Origin of the sequence: Pseudogemmobacter lacusdianii (genome assembly GCF_030848395.1) — a bacterium.
Taxonomy (GTDB): Bacteria; Pseudomonadota; Alphaproteobacteria; order Rhodobacterales; family Rhodobacteraceae; genus Pseudogemmobacter; species Pseudogemmobacter lacusdianii.
In genome coordinates this window covers 84,457-99,562 of record NZ_JAVDBT010000005.1, presented here as the reverse complement: position 1 = coordinate 99,562, position 15,106 = coordinate 84,457, and the positions used below count along the sequence as shown (strand labels likewise).

The following is a 15,106-nucleotide window of genomic DNA, read 5'->3' as shown; positions in this document are numbered from 1 at the left end:
GCGGACGGATGGGACAGAGAAGAGGGACATGGAGGGCCTTAGTTTCATAGGAAAAACGGCGCCCCCCGGCGATCGGCTGGGGGGCGCAAAGAGAGGGGATGAGGTTAGATCGCCGTGCCGCCAGCTGTGGCAAGGCTAAGCTGGATGAAGTTCAGCCCGCGCATCCGCTGCGCCGCAGCAAGGCCCTGCTGGGCCCCCAGATAGCTGCGCTCGGCGTCCAAAACGGCCATGAAGGCGCCTTCACCGATCGAGAAATTGGCCTGAGCCAGCTCGACCGCTTGGCGCGAGGTTTCGACCAGTTTTTGCTGGCTGCTGACGACACGGCCATCGCGGTTATAAGAGGCCAGAGCAACCTCAACCTCTTCGATGGCGCCATAGACCGCCGCTTGCCAAGCCAGATGCGCCTCAGCCGCCTTGGCCTCTTTCGCGCGCAGATTGGCGCGATTGGCTCCGGCGGTGAAGATGGGCAGGTCAATGCTGGGGCCAAGGCTCCAAGGCTTCACATTGCCGCCACCGGAAATGTTGGTCGGCAGGATCGACCCGCCCAACCGCACCGAAGGCCAGAACGCGGCTTTGGCCACACCTACATCATAAGCCGCCGCCTGATAAAGGCTTTCGGCAAGCTGCACATCGGGCCGCGCGCGGATCACTTCGGCCGGCACACCGACCGATGCTTTGAATTTCGTCCGCGGTTGCCCGCCTGACGTCTTCAGCGTGCCTTGCAACGCTGCGCTGCGTTGCGCGGTGAGATTGGCAAGCCGCGCGATCGCCTGATCCACGCCTGCCTCATATTGCGGCAGTTGCGCCTCGCCCTCGGCCACCAATTGTTCGGCTTGCACGACCGAGAGTTTGGCCGCGTCGCCAAATTCGAACTGACGTTTGGTCAGCTCCAACGATTTGCGGCGGCTCTCCAAAGAGCGACGGGTGAGGCTGAGATTGGCTTGATAGAACCGCAGATCCACATAGGCCGCGGCAATCGCGCCTTCGATGATCAGCTTGGTCGCCGCCGCACCGGCGCGGCTGGCATCCACGCGGGCTTCGGCTGCCCGTTTGGCGTTGCGGTTGGCGCCGAAGATATCCAAGACCCATGAGACATTCAGCCCGGCCGTCGAAGTCTCAGAGATACGGCCCGATCCATCGCCATCGCCGCGCTGGCCCTGCGCCGTGGCTCCAATTTGCGGCAGGTCAGCGGATCTGGCCATGCCAGCGCCTGCCTCAGCCGCGCGAATCTGCTCAACCGCTTGCGCCAGATCCAAATTGCGCGCATGGCCCTGCGCGATCAGGGCCGAGAGTTGCTGCTCTTGGAAAGCAAGCCACCAATCGCCGGCCTGACGGCCGGGCGTCCCCTCTCCAAAGCTGGCGGCAGGATCCACGTCCAAACCACGCATTGAGGCCGGAGCACAGCCAGCCAGTGCAAGCGCGGCTGACCCGAGCAGAAACTGCCTGCGGGGCAGGCATTTGGTGGCCTCATGGCTTGGCATTCTCTCTCGCCTTCTCACTATGTTCGCGGAAATCGAAGCGACTCCCCCGCCGTTGAAGTGGAAGAACACTGTCGAATTGATCTGAAACTGGCCTACCCTGCGGCGTGGCACGGCTTGGCACTTACATACATTCAAGTTTGTATGTAAGTAAAATCTTAGCGACGGAGACAAGAATGCGACGTAGTAAAGATGATGCTGAAAAAACGCGCATGAGCATTCTGCTGGCTGCGGAGGATCTCTTTTCGCGCCAAGGCGTCGCCAACACGTCTTTGGACCAGATCGCGCGCAAAGCGGGCGTCACGCGTGGCGCAATATATTGGCATTTCAAGGATAAAACCGAAGTCCTTCAGGCCTTGCGTGTAAAGTTCCGCCCTCCGCAAGATGAGCTTACAGAACAGGCACTTGCCGTTTCGACCGAAGATGTATTCGTGGTCTTTGAGCGCAGCGCTCTGGCCTTTTTGACGCTTTTCGCCAGCGACCAAAGTCGGCAGCGGATCTATAAGATCCTATCCACCCTGCCCGTCGATGCATCTGACCCAGAATCGATGGAGGCTTGGAATGTGATGTTGCATTTGGCGAAGCGTGCCGATGCGACGGGCATCCTCAGCGAGGATCTGGCACCAGAAGAGGCCGCCTTGATGCTCGCCAGCCTATTGAACGGGCTCCTAAACCAGTGGCTGAACACGAAGGGGGCGTTTGATCTTGCGGAAGTGGGGGCCAAGATTCTTCAACGCATGCTGCGAACAATGCGGAAGTAGACATTCCGGCCTGCGAGACAACCATGCCATGAAGCTAAGGACCCCTGCCAAATTTTGCGCAGCATTGACCTGCTGTTGACCCAGCGGAGGAGCCGGTCCCGTCGACGCCCGCCAAGATCGCGGAGCTGGCCGTCGCCAAAGATGTCTGGGGAGTGGCTCGCTTGAAGGCTGCAGCTCCAGGCTCTTCACACAGACTGGCCAACCGGAGATTCTTCCAGCCGCTCCTGACAAGGCAGTGAGCGGACAGCTGTTGCTGCCACCGGTTGTATCCTGGCGCCCCGTATCAGGCGACGCATTGGCGGGCATCTGCGCCAAGCAAACGTTCAATCAAATCAAGGGGTAATGGCGGAGCCGAAGGGATTCGAACCCTCGAGACCCTTCCGGGCCTGCACCCTTAGCAGGGGTGTGCCTTCGACCACTCGGCCACAGCTCCGCCTGCTCGTATATGGGCCAAGTGGCGGAGTGACAAGGGCTTTTCATCGCGATTGAGCAAAGCTTTTCAAAGCGATGAATTTGCGGTGGTCGTTGGTGCTTGCGCGCAAGGATGACACTGCGGCGTTCAAGGAATTCAGGCCCGCCAATCGGCAGGCCCGAAGGTCTCAATCGGGATCAGGCGTTGAACAAGAAGTGCAGAACGTCGCCGTCCTTCACCTCGTAAGTCTTGCCCTCGACACGGAATTTCCCCGCCTCTTTCGCGCCCGCTTCGCCTTTGCCCGCGACATAGTCGTCATAGGCAACGGTTTCGGCGCGGATAAAGCCCTTCTCGAAATCGCCGTGGATCACGCCGGCGGCTTGCGGAGCCAAGGTGCCCTTCAAGATGGTCCAAGCGCGCGCCTCTTTCGGGCCCACGGTGAAATAGGTCTGCAGGCCCAAAAGCGCATAACCCGCCTTGATCAGCCGGTCGAGGCCCGCCTCTTGCAGCCCCATCTCTTCAAGGAAAATCCCGGCATCTTCCGCAGGCAGCTGCGCCAGCTCTTCCTCGATCCGGGCCGAGATCACCACCGAGCCTGCGCCCTGCTTGGCCGCCATCTCTGCCACGCGGGCCGATTGCGAATTGCCCGTCGCCGCAGCGCTTTCTTCCACGTTGCAAACGTAAAGCACCGGTTTCGAGGTCAAAAGCTGCAACAGGTCCCAAGTGCGGCGGTCATCGGCCGAGATCGCCAGCGTCCGCGCCGGACGACCTTCGTTCAGCGCGGTTTGAGCCAAGGCCAAAAGCCGGTCCTGATCCAGGCTCTCCTTGTCGCCGCCCTTCAGCTTGCGCGCCAGGTTGGCCCGCCGCCGCTCGATCGATTCGAGATCGGCCAGCATCAGTTCGGTCTCGATGGTCTCAGCATCGGCGACCGGGTCAATCCGGCCTTCCACATGGGTGATATCGCCGTCTTCAAAGCAGCGCAGCACATGGGCAATCGCATCGCATTCGCGGATATTGGCCAAGAACTGGTTGCCCAAGCCTTCGCCTTTCGAAGCGCCGCGCACCAGGCCCGCGATATCAACGAAAGTCATCCGCGTCGGCAGGATCTGCTTCGAGCCAGCAATCCCCGCCAAAACATCCAGCCGCGCATCGGGCACCGCCACTTCGCCGACATTGGGCTCAATGGTGCAGAAGGGGAAGTTGGCCGCCTGCGCCGCCGCGGTCCGCGTCAACGCATTGAAGAGGGTGGACTTGCCCACATTCGGCAGCCCTACGATGCCCATCTTGAAACCCATGCTGCCCTCCATTGGCGCCGCGCCATCGAACAGGCCGCTTCTAAGGGTGTGAGGTCAAAGGATCAAGATCGGTGGCAAACCAGCGCACAGAAAGGCCCGAAGCCCCGCTGCGCGCGCGGCTAATCCCAACTCTCCATTGGGATATTGCCACGACAGCCAGACTGCTCGCCGCTGGTGATGAGGATATCATGGGTGGCAAAGCCAGCATCGGTGATGATCGCCTTGGTCCCCGAAGGCACCATACAAGCCAAAAGCGTCAGCAGCAGCGCGGGGTTGCTTTGGTGCACACCGGCTTGGATCAGCTGCATCGCTTCACTATGCGCATCCGCATTTCGCCAAACAAAGACGGTATCGGTCCCGCCAAGGCCAATCACCCGACCGTCCAGTGCCAATACCGCAGTGGGCAAGGTCACCGCCAAAAGTATCAGCGCCAGTAAACGCATCTTCTCCTCCAGCCCTGCTTTTGCCCATCAGGGCACGAAAACGCTTAAGAAGCGGTTAAGGCCGATGCCCCCGCACGCCTTGGCATTGCTTTTCCGCGCCCGCTTGTGCAAACCGCTGATCAAACAGATGCAGGAGCCCGTCATGACCCGGATCGACGACACCTTCGCCCGGCTGAAATCCGAAGGCAAAAAGGCCTTTGTTGCCTATATCATGGCCGGCGACCCGGATGAGGCGGTCTCGCTTGAGGTGATGAAAGGCCTGCCCGAAGCCGGCGTCGATATCATCGAGCTTGGCCTGCCCTTCACCGATCCGATGGCCGATGGCCCGACGATCCAACTTGCCGGACAACGCGCGCTGGATCACGGCATGACGATGGACCGCGTGCTTGGCATGGCGCGCAGCTTCCGCGCCAGCAACAGCACCACGCCGATCGTGCTCATGGGCTATTACAACCCGATCTATTCGCGCGGCGTTGACCGCTTCCTGACCGAGGCGAAAGAGGCTGGCATCGATGGCCTCATCATCGTCGACCTGCCGCCCGAGGAAGATTCCGAGCTTTGCATTCCGGCCCAAGCCGCGGGCCTGAACTTCATCCGTCTGGCGACGCCCACGACCGATGGCAAGCGCCTGCCCAAAGTGCTGCAAAACACCTCTGGCTTCGTTTATTACGTCTCGATCACCGGGATCACCGGCGCCGCCGCCGCCAAGCCCGCCGATGTGGCGCCGGAAGTCGCGCGGATCAAAGCCGCCACCGATCTGCCGGTCATCGTCGGCTTTGGCATCAACACGCCCGAGGCCGCGCAGGGCATCGCCTCGGTGGCCGATGGCTGCGTTGTGGGCTCGGCGATCGTGAAAGCGATTGGTGAAGGCCAACCCGTGGCCGAGGTTTTGGCGAAGGTCAAAGCCCTTGCCGCAGGCGCGCACGCCGCCTGATCCTTTAGCTTCCGCAATGCAAAAAGGGCGGGCCATTGGCCCGCCCTTTCCTATTGAGATCAGCCGATTAGCGCAGATCTTCCGGCAGCAGCTCCACCGGGATGTTCTGGAAGCTCACCGGCCGAAGGAAGCGGCGGATCGACATGGTGCCGACCGAGGTGGCGCCAAAATTCGTGCTTGCCGGGTAAGGCCCGCCATGCACCATCGCTTCTGAGACTTCCACGCCGGTCGGGAAGCCATTGGCCAAGATCCGGCCCGCTTTATGCGCCAGAACCGGCAGCAGTTGCGCCGCTTCAGCCTTATCCCCCGCATCGACATGCAAGGTGCAGGTCAGCTGACCTTCCAAGGCATTCGCGACCTCAAGCATCTGCGCGAAATCACGCACGGTGACGATCAGACCCAAAGGCCCGAAGACCTCTTCGCCCAAAGCATGGTTCGCCAGCCAATCATCGCCCGAAACCGCGAAAAGGTTCGGCAAGGCCTGACGGTTCTCGCTGACCGTCGAAACCAAAGTCTGCACGCCCGAAGCCGCCGCGATCCGCTCTTTGCCCTGGCGGTAAGCGCTGGCGATGCCATCGGTCAGCATGACCTGCGCCGCGATCGGAGCCACAGCCTCACGCGCTTGGTCGTGGAAAGCGCGGCCCGCCGGGCTGTCGATCACCACCGCAATACCGGGATTGGTGCAGAACTGCCCCGCACCCATGGTCAGCGAACCCGCCCAGCCCTTGGCCAAAGCCTCACCGCGCGCTTCCAAAGCGGCCGGCATCAGGAACATCGGGTTGACCGAGCCCAACTCGCCAAAGAACGGGATCGGATTGGGACGCTGGGCGCAAAGGTTAAAGAGCGCACGGCCGCCCGCCAGCGATCCGGTGAAGCCCACCGCTTTGATCGCCGGATGCTTGACCAAAGCCTCACCCACCTGACGATTGCCGCCTTGGATCAGGCTGAAGACGCCCTTCGGCATGCCGGTCTTTTCCACAGCCGCCTTCACCGCCTCGGCAATGATCTCGCCAGTGCCGGGATGCGCCGAATGGCCCTTCACCACAACCGGGCAACCCGCGGCCAAAGCCGCCGCCGTGTCGCCACCCGCGGTGGAAAACGCCAGCGGGAAGTTCGAGGCGCCAAAGACCGCCACCGGACCGACCGGCAGCTGCATCAGCCGGATTTCCGGGCGCGGCGCCGGCTGACGCTCGGGCAAGGCCACATCGGTGCGGCGATCGAGGAAAGCGCCGTCACGGATATGGCTTGCGAAGAGCCGCAGCTGACCCGTGGTCCGGCCCCGCTCGCCCTCCAAACGGCCCTGCGGCAAACCGCTTTCCAGCGTGCCAATCTCGGTGACCGCAGCCGCCCGCGCCTCGATCTCTTCCGCAATCGCCTCCAAGAACAAAGCCCGCTCTTCGCGTGACTTTGCGGAATATTCTGCAAAAGCCACCTCAGCCGCCGCACAAGCCGCATCCACATGCGCCACAGTGCCAACCGAGAACAGCATCGGCTCCCCGCTCACCGGCGCATTGGGGAAAGTCTCGGCATTGGAGACCCAGTCTCCGGCGATCAGATGGCGTCCATGCGGCACGAAAGTCATGGGCTCTGCTCCATTGTTACAGGAATACGGGCGGGGCAAGGCGCGGCGCAGCGGCCGAAGGGACTGCCCCAAACCCCCTTCTTGCATACATGGAAAATACAAGGCTGGAAAGTCAGGATTTGCCTTTTCACCCAAGCCTTCGTAAACCTTCCGAGAGCTTTGGAATTACAAAATGACCGTCATTACCTGCATCGACGACCTCAAACATTTGCACCGTAAGCGCACCCCGAAAATGTTCTGGGAATACTGCTATTCCGGCAGCTACACCGAGCAAACCTTCCGCGAGAACAGCAGCGATTTCAGCAAGATCCGCCTGCGCCAGCGCGTTGCCCGCGACCTGAGCGGCCGCGATATCTCGGGCCAGATGCTGGGCGAAAAGGTCGCCATGCCCGTTGCCCTTGCCCCCGTCGGCAGCTGCGGCATGCAATTCCCCGATGGTGAGATCCTTGCCGCCCGCGCCGCCGCGCGTTTCCGCGTGCCCTTCACGCTTTCCACCATGTCGATCTGCTCGATCGAGGATGTGGCCGAGCACGCCGGCCCCGGCTTTTGGTTCCAGCTTTATGTGATGCGCGACGAGGATTTCGTCGATGCGATCATCGAGCGCGCCAAGCGCGCCGGTTGCTCCGCTTTGGTGGTGACGCTGGATCTGCAAGTTTTGGGCCAACGCCACAATGACCTGAAGAACGGCCTCACCTCACCGCCGCGCCCGACCTTGCCCAATATCCTCAACATCGCGACGAAGCCGCGTTGGGCGATGGCAATGGCGCGCACGCCGCGCCGGCAGTTCCGCAATATCGTTGGCCATGTGAAGGGCGTCACCGATCTGGCGGACCTCGCGGTCTGGACCAATGAGCAGTTTGACCCCAAGCTTGATTGGTCGAAAGTCGCCCGGATCCGCGACCAATGGGGCGGCAAGCTGATCCTCAAAGGCGTGCTCGACGCCGAGGATGCGCAGAAGGCCGTTGATGTCGGCGCCGATGCGATCGTGGTCTCGAACCACGGCGGACGGCAGCTTGATGGTGCGCTCAGCTCGATCCGCGTGCTGCCCTCGATCGTCCGCGCCGTCGGCGGCAAGACCGAGATCTGGCTCGATTCCGGCATCCGCTCGGGCCAAGACGTGTTGAAGGCGATGGGCATGGGCGCCACCGGCACGATGATCGGCCGCGCCTATCTGCACGGGCTTGGCGCGATGGGCGAGGCGGGCGTCACCAAAGCGCTCGAAGTGATCGCCAAAGAGCTCGACATCTCGATGGCGCTCTGCGGCGAGCGGAACCTGCGCGACTTCGGCCGGGACAGCCTCTTGGTGCCCGAGGATTTTGAGGGGCGCTGGGTCTAAGGCCCCTCCCCCTTTACCCCAGTTCAACGCCATCGCCTGACCGCTGTCAGGCGGTGGCCGAGGCCGCTGGTGCGGCTGTTGACCGCTGCCAAACCGGGAAACCTTAACAAAGCCGACCCGCCCGGTTGCCATACCAAAGCCATACGCAAATCAGACGTAAGCCAGACCAAAACCAGACGTGGTTTTTCACACAATCCCAGCGGCTTAACGACCCGCACCCGACGCCATTTTCACAACACAAACACCTTGCGAAAAAACGCCCCCACCCCGCCCCTTGCAATTTGATCAAATCTTGCGGCAATATGCCGGCGCAGCAAGGAATCCCCCATGTCCGCCGACAGCAGCGCCGCGTGTATCGCCGGGGTCCACAAGGACCGTCTTGCCGCCTTCGCCGAAGCGGAGGCCAAGGCCTATGCACGCGCCCGCCCCAAAGCCGCCGAGGCCCTTAGAAACGGCGCCGGGCATTACCTTTCCGGCGTGCCGATGCACTGGATGGCCGATTGGCCGATGCCGCATCTGCCGCTGGTAAGCCACGCAAAAGGCTCGGTAATTCAAGATATCGACGGGCATCGCTTGGACGATTTCTGTCTGGGTGATACCGGCTCGATGTTCGGCCATTCGCCCGCGCCGGTGGCAAAAGCGATCCGCGATCAGGCCACCAAGGGCCTCACCTATATGCTGCCGACCGAGGCCGCGCTGGAGGCAGGCGCCCTGCTGACCGAGCGTTTCGGCGCCTTCAAATGGCAGATCGCCACCACCGCCACCGATGCCAACCGCTTCGCCTTGCGGGTGGCTCGCGCGATCACCAACCGCCCTAAGGTCTTGGTTTTCAACGGCTGTTACCACGGCACCGTGGATGAGGCGATGGTCACGCTTGACCAAGGCCGCACCATCGCGCGCCCCGGCCTCATGGGCCAATTCGCGGACCTCAGCCAATCGGCAATTTGCGTCGAATTCAACGACTTAACCGCCGTTGAGGCCGCCCTCCAAACCGGCCAAATCGCCGCCATACTGACCGAGCCGGTGATGACCAATTCCTGCATGGTCCTCCCCACCCCCGGCTTCCATCAGGGCCTGCGGGAACTTACCCGCAAATACAATGCCTTACTCATCATCGATGAGACGCATACCCTGTCCTCCGGCCTTGGCGGCTACACCGCCACGCATGGGCTTCAGCCCGATATTTTCGTGGTCGGCAAATGCGTTGCAGGCGGTCTGCCCACCGCCGTCTGGGGCCTCACCGCCCCCACCGCCGAAGCCTATGCAAAGGCCAATGCCAACCGCCCTGCGGGCCATTCCGGCATGGGCACCACGCTCTCGGCCAACCCTTTGCAATTTGCCGCCCTCAAGGCCAATCTGGCCGAGGTGATGACCGCTAAGGCCTACAACCATATGGAAAAAGGTGCCAAGGCTCTCGCAGCCGGCCTTTCTAAATCCATCGCCAAACATGGCGCGCCGTGGCATGTTGTGCGCGTTGGCGCGCGGGTGGAATTCATCTGCGCCCCCGGCCCCCTGACCAACGGGTCCGAGGCCGCCCATGCCCACCAACCGCAGTTGGAAGCCGCCCTCCACACCGGCCTCATCAACCGCGGCAGCCTGATCGCGCCCTTCCACAATATGATGCTGGTCAGCCCCGTCACCAGCCCCGCCCAAATCAACCGCCTGATCCGCAATTTCGATGCGATCTTGACGCAGCTTTTCAGTTAAAGATGACCCAAGCCATGACCCAACTTAGCCCTTCCGGTTCGACCCTCGCCGAAGCCGAGGCCTTTCTCGAAGCCCATCCCGAGATCGAGGCTTTCGACATTATTCTCCATGATGCCAATGGCATAGGTCGCGGCAAAATCATCCGCCGGCATGAGCTTCTCAGCTTTTACAAATCCGGTCGCCACCTGCCAATCTCGATCCTCGGCCTCGATATCTGCGGCGAGGATGTGCATGAAACCGGCCTCATCTGGGACCAAGGCGACGGCGATCTGCGCGCCTGGCCGATCCCCGGCACGCTGGTGCCACTGCATGGCACCAACCCGCCGCGCGGCGAGGTTTTCATGTCGATGTACACGCTCGACGGCGCCCGCATGACCTCGGACCCGCGCCACGCCCTCCAGCGCCAAGTCGACGCGCTTGCCGCCGAGGGCCTACACCCCGCCGGCGCCTTTGAGCTTGAGTTCTTCCTTCTCGACAATGAACGCGGGCCGGACGGCAAAATGCAGCCCGCCCGCGACGTGCTGGACGGGCGCAAAAGCAACAAGACCGAGGTCTATTCCGTGGACCATCTCCACGGAATGTTGCCTTTGTTCTCAGATATTTACGCAGGCGCCAAGAAGGCCGGCATCACCGCCGAGACCTTGATCGAGGAATATGCCCCCGGCCAATATGAGCTGACGCTGAACTACCGCAAAGATGTGATGCAGGCCGCCGATGACCTGATCCGGCTAAAGCGGATCGTCCGCGCACAGGCCCGCGCCCATGGCGTCACCGCCTGCTTCATGGCGAAACCGAATGAGAACTACGCCGGTTCCGGCATGCATTTCCACGTCTCGATGCTGAATAAATCGGGCGAAAACGTTTTCATCGAGGCGGTTGAGGGCGATTGGAACCCGACCATCCTGCACGCGCTGGGTGGCCTTAAGGAGACCATGGCGGAATCCATGCTGGTCTTCGCCCCGCATGCCAATTCTTGGCGCCGTTTCGCCTCGCAAAGCTACGCGCCGGTCTCGCCCAGTTGGGGGGTGAACAACCGCTCGGTGGCCCTGCGGATCCCGGCGGGTGATATCAAGGCGCGGCGGATTGAGCACCGCCCGGCAGGGGTGGATGCCAACCCCTATCTGGTGGCCGCAACCGTGCTGGCGGGTATCCGTAAGGGCATGAATGAGAAGACAAATCCCGGGCCCGAGACCACCGGAAATGCCTATGCCGAAAGCGCTGAGACCAGCGCCATGCCCTCTGATTGGCGCTCGGCGATTGAGGCGGCAAAGCGTTCGGACTTCCTGAAGGACGCCTTGGGCGAGGATATGCACCGCACCTTCACCGCGATCAAGGCCGCCGAATATGGCCGCGTGATGCGCACCGTGTCTGAGGTCGATTTCGACCTTTATCTGCACACCGTCTAAGCCACAAAACCTGCGGGCGGCCTTACAAGGCGGCCCGCAAAGCCGCCGCAATCAGCCCCGGCACCCGCACATCCAAGCCCAAAGCGGGCAGGATACGGCCCTGAAAACCGGCACGGGCCAGCGCGTCTGGAATGTCGCGTTCCACATGCTCGCCCGACATGGCGAAATATGGCAGGCAGGCACTGTCAGGGCCATAGCCAGTGGCCTCAAGCAGTTGCGGCCGGTGGTCGATAAAACGGGCCTCGGCGGCAATCCCAGCCTCAGCCGAGATCCGGCCCGCCACATGGTCTGCAATCGCTGCAGGCTCCGGCGCTTTGCCCGAGCCATGTGCGGCAAGCACCAGCCGCGCCGCCCCGGATTCCCGCGCCACCGTCACGGCAAGGTCTTGGAAAGACTGCATTTCGCCCAAAGGCGTCAACATCTGCCAATCCCCCGCACCCGCCTCGGCCAGCCGCGCTGGAATCGCCTTTCGGGTGAACCAGCCCGAGGCCATGAAGAGCGGAAAGAGCAGCCCCTCGCCCTTTGCGGTCTCGGCCAAACGCCCCGGCTCGGCCAAAGTCGCCGCCGCCACCTGCCAGCCCGGTAAGTCAACCGCGACGCGCCCCGCCAAAGCCTCCAGCGCCCGCGCCGCAGGCCCGGGATCCGAGGGCTGGCCATGCGCCACGATCAAAGCCCGCATCACGCCTGTCCCTTGGGCAGAAGTTGTGTCGCCACAACTTCATGGCAATGCTCAATAAAAGCCCGGATCGTCAGGGCCGAGGTCGCGCCTTCGGCCAGCAAAAGCCCCAGCTTCAGCGCATCGCCCTGCCGCAAAGGCACATGCACCACCGGCTGGCCATCCGGCGCATGCGCGGAATGCGGCTGGATATTGGCAACCCCATAGCCAAAGCCATTGGCCACCATCGCCCGCATCACCCCCATATCCCGCGTCCGCTCCACCACATTCGGGCGCAAGCCATGCGCGCGAAACATCTCAAGGAAGTAATCAGTGGAAAAGGGCAGATCCAGCAGCACCATCGGATGCGGCGCAAGGTCCTGCGGCGTGACATGATCGCGCCCTGCCAGCGGATGATCGGGGGCAAAAAGCGCATAAGGCGCCAGCTTCAGCAGCGGCACAAACTCAAGATCCGCAGGAATATCAAGGTTATAGGTCAAGGCCACATCCAGCCTTGCCTGACGGATGCCTTCGATAATCTCCGCCTGATGCCGCTCATATTGGGAGAATTCAACCAAGGGGTGGCGGGTGACAAAAGACCGCCGCAGCCGCGGCAAAATCAGCTGGGCAAAGGTGACAAGGCAGCCCACCGAAAGGGGGCCACGCACCTCGCCCGTGATCGCATTGGCCAGATCATTAAGCCGCCCCGCCGCCGTCAGAACGTCCCGCGCCTCATCCACAAACTGGCGCCCACCTTGGGTCAAGGACAGCCCCTGCGCATGGCGGCGCACGAAAAGCTGCAAGCCAAAGGCTTGTTCCAATTGCGAAATCGCGGCCGAGATTGACGGAGAGGAAACATTCACCCGCTCTGCCGCCGCCGCGATTGAGCCGGTTTCGCCAACGGCGACCAGATATTCCAACTGACGAAGGGTAAAGCGCAAAGACATGGCCTAAGCTAGCGCGCGCCTTGGCGTCGGAAAAGCCTATTCGTTGCCGGGCACGCCGTACGAGGGCGCCCATTCGGGATCCTTGGCACGTTGGATATAGGCCGCCATCTGCGGCTGATAGACCTGCCAAGCGCGGGTCAACTCCTCAATCGGCCGCGCCTCTTCCGACCAGTCTTGCCGCAGCCAAGCCACCGGCCAGCTTTCACGATCAACGATCAAAAGCCCCGCCGAATGCACCGGCCCCGCCTCACCACCCGCCGCAGCACCTGCCTGCAAAGAAGCGATAAGCCGGTCGCCGAAGCTGCCCGAAGCCGCTTCATAGCCCGCCAGCATCGCCGCCGGCACACCTTTTTGGGCCAAGAGGTTGCCGCCCGCGACCGCCCCCTGCCCTTCGGCCAAAGCCCAAACGCCAAGGGTCTTCGCCCCCGAATGGCTTGCCACCCGGCCTTGGCGATCGACGCAAAGCAATTGGCGATACTCAATAAAAGGCGCCTCAGCCACGACCTGCGCCATCGCCTCCGCAGCCGAGACCCCGGCCTCCATCAGATCCAAAAGCCGCGGGCCAAGGCTTGGATCGGTGATATTCTGCGTCGCCGCCACCCCCACCCCAGCGCGGGCATAGGCACAACGCGCCGCCACGGCCGGAGACGAGGATGAAATCACCATCCCAAAAGCCCCGGTCTCTGGGCAGCGGGCGAGGAGAGAAAAGGTCATACACAGCTCCTTCTGGCAGGCGCCGGGGGTTTCACACCCCCGGACCCCCGTGGAGTATTTCCCTCAAGGCGAAAGCCCTTTCATCTTGATCTAAATACTCTGGGGGGTTTGGGGGGCTAGCCCCCCAACTTAAGGTCAATCCGGGATCACCGCAGTGGCATCGATCTCCACCAGCCAGCTCGGACGCGCCAAAGCCGTCACCACCACCCCCGTCGAGACCGGATGCACGCCTTTGATATATTCGCCCATGGTGCGATAAACCGCCTCGCGGTGGCGCACATCGGTGAGATAGACCACCACCTTGCACAGATGCTCCATCTTGCCGCCGCATTCCTCGATCAGCTGCTGAATATTTTGCATCACCTTATGGGTCTGCTCCACCGGGTCATGACTGCCGATGTCTTTGGAATCATCCAGATTCTGCGGGCATTGGCCGCGCAAGAAAATCGTGGTGCCGCGCGCCACCACGGCTTGGGCCAGATCATTGTCCAGCTTTTGCTCAGGGTAAGTGTCTTTGGTGTTAAACTTGCGATGGCGCTTATGGGCCATAAAATCTCTCCGGCGGGGCTGCGGTTTACCGACAGCCTGCCGGAGGACACATTCGGAAAAAAGGATGGATTGGCGCAGCTATGATTAGGCAGCGCCTAATCTGTTAGGGAAAATGCCGGGTGATCGCTTCGGCAATGGCTTCGGCCAAAACCGGATTGGCCTCGGGGCCGTAATGGATGCCGTCGATCGGGCTCACCTCGACCAAATTACCGGCGTCAAGGAAGGCCACCCCTTCCCGCGCGGCCATGGCCTGCATCCGCTTGGCCAGTTGGTGCGATTTCGCCGCCCCTCCCGCGAAAATCTCGGCCAAACAGCCGGTCTCAATGATCGGCGGCGGCGCGATCACCAGCACCTGCGGCGCGGTCCCCTCGGGCCCGGCCACGCTGCCGCGGATTTCTTGCACCAACCGCCCCACCGACAGCGCGATATCACCGGCATTGACGCTGAAACGTTCTTTGAGATCATTGGTGCCCAGCATGATCACCACCAGATCCAGCGGCCGATGCGAATCGAGCAAAGCCGGGAGCACCTTCAACCCATTGCGATGCGGCCCCTCGATCGGGTCGTCATGCAAAGTCGTGCGGCCGGGATGGCCCTCTTCGATCACATGCCACTGCGGCAAAAGCCCTTGCAGCAGCCCCGCCCAACGTTCCGAGCGGTCGTAGCGGCCCAGATCGGACAGCGCATGCATCGGCTTGGTGCCATGGGTGTTGCTGTCGCCAAACAGCAAGACGGTGCGGATTTTGCTCATCATTTTCCTCATCTGTCACAAGGACCGGCCGTCAGCCGCCACCAAAGGCAGACGGAGGCGGGCTTGGCCACGGTCGGACGCCTCCGGCGGGAGTATTTCAGTCAAGATGAAAACCAAAGTGCTTTCATCTTGATCT

At 62.1% G+C, this 15,106-nt stretch carries 14 protein-coding genes and 1 tRNA gene; 5 read left to right on the top strand and 10 right to left on the bottom strand.

Annotation, left to right across the window (positions count from 1 at the left end):
- Nucleotides 1-104: 104 nt before the first annotated feature.
- Nucleotides 105-1,481 carry an efflux transporter outer membrane subunit gene (locus Q9295_RS06470; protein ID WP_306679703.1) on the bottom strand — a complete coding sequence of 459 codons (1,377 nt, stop codon included), beginning with the start codon at nucleotides 1,479-1,481 and terminating at the stop codon, nucleotides 105-107.
- Between the two features lie 173 nt (nucleotides 1,482-1,654).
- On the opposite strand from Q9295_RS06470, the gene Q9295_RS06465 reads away from it, so the two are divergent.
- Nucleotides 1,655-2,239 carry a TetR family transcriptional regulator gene (locus Q9295_RS06465; protein ID WP_306679702.1) on the top strand — a complete coding sequence of 195 codons (585 nt, stop codon included), beginning with the start codon at nucleotides 1,655-1,657 and terminating at the stop codon, nucleotides 2,237-2,239.
- A gap of 343 nt (nucleotides 2,240-2,582) precedes the next feature.
- Here the strand turns inward: Q9295_RS06465 and Q9295_RS06460 are convergent.
- The 3 genes from Q9295_RS06460 to Q9295_RS06450 all read right to left on the bottom strand — a co-directional run bounded on the left by Q9295_RS06460 (nucleotide 2,583) and on the right by Q9295_RS06450 (nucleotide 4,389).
- A tRNA-Ser gene (locus tag Q9295_RS06460) sits at nucleotides 2,583-2,672 on the bottom strand.
- Nucleotides 2,673-2,848: 176 nt separating this feature from the next.
- Nucleotides 2,849-3,946, bottom strand: coding sequence for a redox-regulated ATPase YchF (gene ychF / locus Q9295_RS06455; protein ID WP_306679701.1), 1,098 nt, complete (start codon nucleotides 3,944-3,946; stop codon nucleotides 2,849-2,851).
- Nucleotides 3,947-4,065: 119 nt separating this feature from the next.
- Nucleotides 4,066-4,389 (bottom strand): hypothetical protein, encoded by a 324-nt coding sequence (locus tag Q9295_RS06450; RefSeq protein ID WP_306679700.1) that lies wholly within the window; start codon nucleotides 4,387-4,389, stop codon nucleotides 4,066-4,068.
- A gap of 142 nt (nucleotides 4,390-4,531) precedes the next feature.
- On the opposite strand from Q9295_RS06450, the gene trpA reads away from it, so the two are divergent.
- Nucleotides 4,532-5,323 (top strand): tryptophan synthase subunit alpha, encoded by a 792-nt coding sequence (trpA, locus tag Q9295_RS06445; RefSeq protein WP_306679699.1) that lies wholly within the window; start codon nucleotides 4,532-4,534, stop codon nucleotides 5,321-5,323.
- A 67-nt stretch (nucleotides 5,324-5,390) separates the two neighbouring features.
- Here trpA and Q9295_RS06440 read toward each other — a convergent pair whose 3' ends face one another.
- Nucleotides 5,391-6,905 carry an aldehyde dehydrogenase (NADP(+)) gene (locus tag Q9295_RS06440; protein ID WP_306679698.1) on the bottom strand — a complete coding sequence of 505 codons (1,515 nt, stop codon included), beginning with the start codon at nucleotides 6,903-6,905 and terminating at the stop codon, nucleotides 5,391-5,393.
- 172 nt (nucleotides 6,906-7,077) lie between these two features.
- Here Q9295_RS06440 and Q9295_RS06435 point away from each other — a divergent pair, with 172 nt between their 5' ends.
- The 3 genes from Q9295_RS06435 to Q9295_RS06425 all read left to right on the top strand — a co-directional run bounded on the left by Q9295_RS06435 (nucleotide 7,078) and on the right by Q9295_RS06425 (nucleotide 11,354).
- On the top strand, nucleotides 7,078-8,241 hold the full coding sequence (locus Q9295_RS06435; protein ID WP_306679697.1) for an alpha-hydroxy acid oxidase: 1,164 nt from the start codon (nucleotides 7,078-7,080) through the stop codon (nucleotides 8,239-8,241).
- Nucleotides 8,242-8,568: 327 nt separating this feature from the next.
- On the top strand, nucleotides 8,569-9,948 hold the full coding sequence (locus Q9295_RS06430; RefSeq protein WP_306679696.1) for an aspartate aminotransferase family protein: 1,380 nt from the start codon (nucleotides 8,569-8,571) through the stop codon (nucleotides 9,946-9,948).
- Between the two features lie 14 nt (nucleotides 9,949-9,962).
- Nucleotides 9,963-11,354 (top strand): glutamine synthetase family protein, encoded by a 1,392-nt coding sequence (locus Q9295_RS06425; RefSeq protein ID WP_306679695.1) that lies wholly within the window; start codon nucleotides 9,963-9,965, stop codon nucleotides 11,352-11,354.
- Between the two features lie 22 nt (nucleotides 11,355-11,376).
- Here Q9295_RS06425 and Q9295_RS06420 read toward each other — a convergent pair whose 3' ends face one another.
- The 5 genes from Q9295_RS06420 to Q9295_RS06400 all read right to left on the bottom strand — a co-directional run bounded on the left by Q9295_RS06420 (nucleotide 11,377) and on the right by Q9295_RS06400 (nucleotide 14,970).
- Nucleotides 11,377-12,033 carry a sirohydrochlorin chelatase gene (locus Q9295_RS06420; RefSeq protein ID WP_306679694.1) on the bottom strand — a complete coding sequence of 219 codons (657 nt, stop codon included), beginning with the start codon at nucleotides 12,031-12,033 and terminating at the stop codon, nucleotides 11,377-11,379.
- On the bottom strand, nucleotides 12,033-12,956 hold the full coding sequence (locus tag Q9295_RS06415) for a LysR substrate-binding domain-containing protein (protein ID WP_306679693.1): 924 nt from the start codon (nucleotides 12,954-12,956) through the stop codon (nucleotides 12,033-12,035). Before Q9295_RS06415 ends, Q9295_RS06420 begins: the two co-directional genes overlap by 1 nt.
- A 36-nt stretch (nucleotides 12,957-12,992) precedes the next feature.
- Nucleotides 12,993-13,670, bottom strand: coding sequence for a DUF1028 domain-containing protein (locus tag Q9295_RS06410; RefSeq protein ID WP_306679692.1), 678 nt, complete (start codon nucleotides 13,668-13,670; stop codon nucleotides 12,993-12,995).
- A gap of 135 nt (nucleotides 13,671-13,805) precedes the next feature.
- Nucleotides 13,806-14,219, bottom strand: coding sequence for a RidA family protein (locus Q9295_RS06405; protein ID WP_306679691.1), 414 nt, complete (start codon nucleotides 14,217-14,219; stop codon nucleotides 13,806-13,808).
- Between the two features lie 103 nt (nucleotides 14,220-14,322).
- Nucleotides 14,323-14,970, bottom strand: coding sequence for an SGNH/GDSL hydrolase family protein (locus Q9295_RS06400; RefSeq protein ID WP_306679690.1), 648 nt, complete (start codon nucleotides 14,968-14,970; stop codon nucleotides 14,323-14,325).
- Between the last annotated feature and the right edge of the window lie 136 nt (nucleotides 14,971-15,106).

What these genes read in the sequence shown, in the direction of transcription:
- Q9295_RS06465 (WP_306679702.1), top strand. Translation starts at nt 1,655, where the DNA reads ATGCGACGTAGTAAAGATGATGCTGAAAAAACGCGCATGAGCATTCTG.
- Q9295_RS06440 (WP_306679698.1), bottom strand. Translation starts at nt 6,905, where the DNA reads ATGACTTTCGTGCCGCATGGACGCCATCTGATCGCCGGAGACTGGGTC.
- Q9295_RS06400 (WP_306679690.1), bottom strand. Translation starts at nt 14,970, where the DNA reads ATGAGCAAAATCCGCACCGTCTTGCTGTTTGGCGACAGCAACACCCAT.
- Q9295_RS06430 (WP_306679696.1), top strand. Translation starts at nt 8,569, where the DNA reads ATGTCCGCCGACAGCAGCGCCGCGTGTATCGCCGGGGTCCACAAGGAC.
- trpA (WP_306679699.1), top strand. Translation starts at nt 4,532, where the DNA reads ATGACCCGGATCGACGACACCTTCGCCCGGCTGAAATCCGAAGGCAAA.
- Q9295_RS06410 (WP_306679692.1), bottom strand. Translation starts at nt 13,670, where the DNA reads ATGACCTTTTCTCTCCTCGCCCGCTGCCCAGAGACCGGGGCTTTTGGG.
- Q9295_RS06405 (WP_306679691.1), bottom strand. Translation starts at nt 14,219, where the DNA reads ATGGCCCATAAGCGCCATCGCAAGTTTAACACCAAAGACACTTACCCT.
- Q9295_RS06450 (WP_306679700.1), bottom strand. Translation starts at nt 4,389, where the DNA reads ATGCGTTTACTGGCGCTGATACTTTTGGCGGTGACCTTGCCCACTGCG.
- Q9295_RS06470 (WP_306679703.1), bottom strand. Translation starts at nt 1,481, where the DNA reads ATGCCAAGCCATGAGGCCACCAAATGCCTGCCCCGCAGGCAGTTTCTG.
- Q9295_RS06435 (WP_306679697.1), top strand. Translation starts at nt 7,078, where the DNA reads ATGACCGTCATTACCTGCATCGACGACCTCAAACATTTGCACCGTAAG.
- ychF (WP_306679701.1), bottom strand. Translation starts at nt 3,946, where the DNA reads ATGGGTTTCAAGATGGGCATCGTAGGGCTGCCGAATGTGGGCAAGTCC.
- Q9295_RS06415 (WP_306679693.1), bottom strand. Translation starts at nt 12,956, where the DNA reads ATGTCTTTGCGCTTTACCCTTCGTCAGTTGGAATATCTGGTCGCCGTT.
- Q9295_RS06425 (WP_306679695.1), top strand. Translation starts at nt 9,963, where the DNA reads ATGACCCAACTTAGCCCTTCCGGTTCGACCCTCGCCGAAGCCGAGGCC.
- Q9295_RS06420 (WP_306679694.1), bottom strand. Translation starts at nt 12,033, where the DNA reads ATGCGGGCTTTGATCGTGGCGCATGGCCAGCCCTCGGATCCCGGGCCT.